Consider the following 4,264-nt stretch of genomic DNA (forward strand, 5'->3'; position numbering starts at 1 on the left):
TCGGCGCCGACCCCGGGTCGTCCGCCCCGGCGGGGGCGTGGGGCGACACGACGGTGCTCATCTCGGGCGGGGCGGTGGTCGACCTGCTCACCGGGCGGCGATTCGGGGGCGACGCCGACGGCGAGGAGAGGGGCGGCGAGCTCGCGCTCGCCGAGGTGCTCGCGACGTATCCGGTCGCGCTGCTCGCGCCCGCGGCATCCGCCCCCGACGCGCCGGGATCGGATGGCTCAGCGGGCCACGGTGAGGAGGTCGCACGATGACGCTCGAGCTCTGGGCTCCGAACCCGACCCGTGTCGCGCTCCGGCGACCCGGTCGCCCGGACCTGCCGATGCAGCGCGACGAGCGGGACCGATGGCACGCCGACGTCGAGCTGGCGCCCGGCGACGAGTACGGCTTCGTGGTCGACAACGACCACCGGGCGCTGCCCGACCCGCGCTCGCTGCGGCAGCCGCTCGGCGTCCACGAGCCGAGTGCGGCGTTCGACCTGGGCGCGCACCACTGGGCGGACGCCGACTGGACCGGTCGGCAGCTCGCGGGCGGCATCGTGTACGAGCTGCACGTCGGGACCTACACCCCGGCCGGGACGCTCGACTCGGCGATCGAGCGCCTCGACCACCTCGTCGACCTCGGCATCGACTTCGTCGAGCTGCTGCCCGTCAACGCCTTCAACGGGACGCACAACTGGGGGTACGACGGCGTGCTCTGGTACGCCGTGCACGAGGGCTACGGGGGGCCCGCCGCCTACCAGCGGTTCGTCGACGCCTGCCATGCGCGCGGGCTCGCGGTCATCCAGGACGTCGTCTACAACCACCTCGGGCCGAGCGGGAACTACCTGCCGAGGTTCGGCCCGTACCTGCGCACGACCGAGCGCAACACGTGGGGCGACTCGGTGAACCTCGACGAGCCCGAGGTGCGTCGGTACATCCTCGACAACGCGATGATGTGGCTGCGCGACTTCCACGTCGACGGTCTCCGGCTGGACGCCGTCCACGCGCTCCGCGATCGGTCGGAGCGGCACATCCTGCGCGAGCTCTCCGAGCACGCCGATGCGCTGTCGGCGCACCTCGGGCGGCCGCTCACGCTCATCGCCGAATCCGACCTCAACGACCCGACGCTCATCATGCCGCGCGAGTCCGGCGGCTACGGCCTGACCGCGCAGTGGAGCGACGACCACCACCACGCGATGCACGTCGCGCTCACAGGCGAGACCGCGGGCTACTACGCCGACTTCGCGCCGCTCGACGCGCTCGTGAAGACGACCACGCGCGGGTTCTTCCACGACGGGACGTACTCGTCGTTCCGCGGGCGCGACCACGGCCGTCAGGTCGATGCGGCCGTGCCGACGTGGCGGCTCGTGACGTTCACCCAGGACCACGACCAGGTCGGCAACCGCGCCGCGGGCGATCGCCTCTCGCCCGAGCTCGGCGAGGCGCGCCTCGCCGTCGCCGCGGTCCTCAACCTCACGACGCCGTTCACGCCGATGCTGTTCATGGGCGAGGAGTGGGGCGCGTCGACGCCGTGGCAGTTCTTCACGTCGCATCCCGAGCCCGAGCTCGGGCGCGCGACCGCGGAGGGTCGGATCGCCGAGTTCGCGCGGATGGGATGGGACGAGTCGCTCGTGCCGGATCCGCAGGACCCGGAGACGTTCCGGCGCTCGAAGCTCGACTGGTCGGAGCCCGCCGACGCCGGCGGAGCGCACGGGCGCCTGCTGGACCTGCATCGCCGCCTCCTCGCACTCCGGCGCGCGCGACCGGAGCTCACCGACCCGGCGTTCGAGCACACGACGGCGTGGGCGGATGACGCGCTCGACCGGTTCCGGATGGACCGCGGCGCCCCCGACGCGCCGGAGCGGGTCGTCGTGCTCGCGAACCTCGGTGCCACGGCGTGGGCGCTCGAGCTCGAGGGGCCCGTCGAGCTGCTGCTGGCGACCGACCCGGCGCTCGTCGCCGGCGGCGCCCCCGACCGCATGCTCGAGCTCCCGCCCGAGACGGCCGTGATCCTCGCCGTCGCGCACGGATCGTAGGCTGGGGCGCGTGAGCATCCCGCAGCACCGTGCCGACCTGGTCCGCCAGGCGGTCGAGCGCTTCGCCGAGCTCGAGCGCGCGCTCGACGGCCTCGACGGCGTCGCGCTTCCCGGTCGCGATGAGCCGATGACGGACGCCGCTGCGCCCGAGCCGCGCGACCGTGATGCGGTCGACGTGGTCAACCACCTGCACGCCTGGCACGTCCTGCTGCTCGGCTGGCTCGCCGCCGACGCCGCCGGCGAGGCGCCGTCGTATCCGGCCGACGGCTACACGTGGCGCGACCTCGACCGGCTGAACCGCGACCTGCGCGACCGCTATCGCGGCGACGCGGACCCCACCGCCGCCCGCGAGCGGCTGCGTGCGAGCCACCTCTCCGCGCTCGCCCGCCTCGACGCGATGACCGACGCCGAGATCTTCACCGACGGCCGCGAGTGGCTCCGGGGCGCGAGCCTGGCCGAGCCCGCCCACGAGTGCCTCGGCGGGCACTACGCGTGGGCGCTCGGCGCGATCGCGGGTCCGGCTGCTCCGACGCCCGCCTGACGCGAGGCGCAGCGGGTCGGGAGCAGTCACTTCGGGAGCCGTGCGGTGTCGAGCCCGCGTACGATCAGCCAACCGGCGAGGACGAGTCCCTGCACGGCGAGTGGTGCGGTGAGCGCCAGGTAGGGCGCGCTGACCACGTCGACGACGCGCGCCAGCAGCAGGATGCTCGCGGCGATCGCCGAGGCGACGCCCGCCAGGCCCCAGACGGACAGCCATGCGGGGACCATCCGCCACGGGAGGAGGAGCACGAAGAGGAGCAGGTCGCCGAGTCCCATCGTCGTGATGACCACGACGTGGTTGACGAGGTCGCGCCCGTTCCGCATGGTCTCGGCGAGGATGGCGTAGGTCTCGGCCGCCGGCGTGCCGATCGCGGCGTCGTACCCCTGGGCGAGGTCCAGGAGGAGCGACAGCATGACGACCGCGAGGAGGTGGAATCCGCACATGACCAGTCGGAATCCGACGAAGCCGACGCTGAGCGCCGCACTCGCGCGCCTCAGGATCGGATGGAGGACGAGCGCGAACCCGGCGTACGCGGCGACCATGACCACCTGGAAGAGTCCGCCCGCGATGAGCTCCCCCCGGCGCTCGGTCACCGATCCGAGGTAGTCCGGCTCCTCCAGCACGGGGACCACGCTGAGGATTCCGGCGAGGAAGGCCACCAGAACCAGGGCGCCTGCCGTCGTCGCCGCGCGGCGGTCGGGCGTCGTGCGCGTGCGCGTGCGCCCGACCGCTTCGGTCGCACCGCCCGGCGATGCGTCGTGCTCTCGGTCCATCTTCAATCTCCTATACAGGTGTAAGGCTGGCGTGACAGCCGCCACTATACACGTGTAAGGTCGTGAGTCCAGGGCCAGGTGGGGAGGTGCCGTGTCGGAACGACGACCGCTCAGCCCGGAGCGCATCATCGCGGCCGCCGTCTCACTGGCGGACCTGGGCGGCGTCTCCGGCGTGAGCATGCGCAAGGTCGCGGACTCGCTCGGCGTCGAGGCGATGGCGCTCTACCACCACGTGCCCAACAAGGACGCGATCGTGGACGCGATCGTCGATTCGGTGTTCGCCGAGATCGAGGTCGCGCGGTCCGATGCGGACTGGCGGACCGACCTCGAGCGGGCGGGATGGTCGACGCGAGCCGCCGTCGCACGGCACAGCTGGGTCCTCGGGCTCATCGAGTCACGAGACCACGTCGGCCCCCATCGGCTGCGCCGACACGATGCCGTGCTCGGGATCCTCCTCGATGCGGGGTGCGCTCCGATCGAGTCGGTCCTCGCGGTCTCGGCGCTCGACAGCTACGTGTACGGATTCGTCCTGCAGGAGAAGCAGCAGGCACTCGCCGAGCCTGCAGACGTCGAGCAGGCGGCCCGCCTGCTCCTCGACGAGACCGCGGACGACGTCCCCAACCTCCGTCGTGTCGCCGCCGCCGTGCTCGCGGGCTCCGCCCCGAGCCAGGACGAGGCGTTCGCGCACGGGCTCCGCGTGATCCTCGACGGGCTGCCCTGCACGAGGCCGCCGGGCGCCGACTCGGTGCAGCCCCTGAGGCCCGAGCCGCAGCCGACGCCCTAGGCTCCGGGCATGTCGACCCGATCCGGCGCCGCGGGCGCCGATGCCCCCCACCCTGCACCCCTTCCCGGCCGGAGAGCGCCGGCGACCCTGGTCCTCGCGCTGGCGGCCGCGGCCGTGTTGAGCGCCTGCGCGACCCCGTCCGG

General features: G+C 73.2%; 5 protein-coding genes. 4 read left to right on the plus strand and 1 reads right to left on the minus strand.

From position 1 onward, the window contains the following. The 3 genes from ESO86_RS18965 to ESO86_RS12405 all read left to right on the plus strand — a co-directional run. A partial coding sequence (locus ESO86_RS18965) for a hypothetical protein (RefSeq protein WP_165307759.1) occupies positions 1-260 on the plus strand: 260 nt, incomplete at its 5' end. Continuing rightward, a complete protein-coding gene (gene treZ / locus ESO86_RS12400) occupies positions 257-2,023 on the plus strand; it encodes a malto-oligosyltrehalose trehalohydrolase (RefSeq protein WP_129235306.1) in 1,767 nt (588 codons plus the stop codon). The genes ESO86_RS18965 and treZ, both read left to right, overlap by 4 nt. Before the next feature lie 10 nt (positions 2,024-2,033). Beyond that, positions 2,034-2,564, plus strand: coding sequence for a ClbS/DfsB family four-helix bundle protein (locus tag ESO86_RS12405; RefSeq protein WP_165307761.1), 531 nt, complete (start codon positions 2,034-2,036; stop codon positions 2,562-2,564). A gap of 26 nt (positions 2,565-2,590) precedes the next feature. Here the strand turns inward: ESO86_RS12405 and ESO86_RS12410 are convergent, their stop codons facing one another. Next, on the minus strand, positions 2,591-3,337 hold the full coding sequence (locus ESO86_RS12410) for a DUF4386 domain-containing protein (RefSeq protein ID WP_165307763.1): 747 nt from the start codon (positions 3,335-3,337) through the stop codon (positions 2,591-2,593). A gap of 91 nt (positions 3,338-3,428) precedes the next feature. Between ESO86_RS12410 and ESO86_RS12415 the strand changes: the two genes are divergently transcribed. After that, entirely contained in the window at positions 3,429-4,121 is a 693-nt protein-coding gene (locus ESO86_RS12415) for a TetR/AcrR family transcriptional regulator C-terminal domain-containing protein (RefSeq protein WP_129235309.1), read from the plus strand. The last annotated feature ends 143 nt before the right edge of the window (positions 4,122-4,264 follow it).

Origin of the sequence: Agromyces binzhouensis, from assembly GCF_004135055.1 — a bacterium.
GTDB lineage: Bacteria > Actinomycetota > Actinomycetes > Actinomycetales > Microbacteriaceae > Agromyces > Agromyces binzhouensis.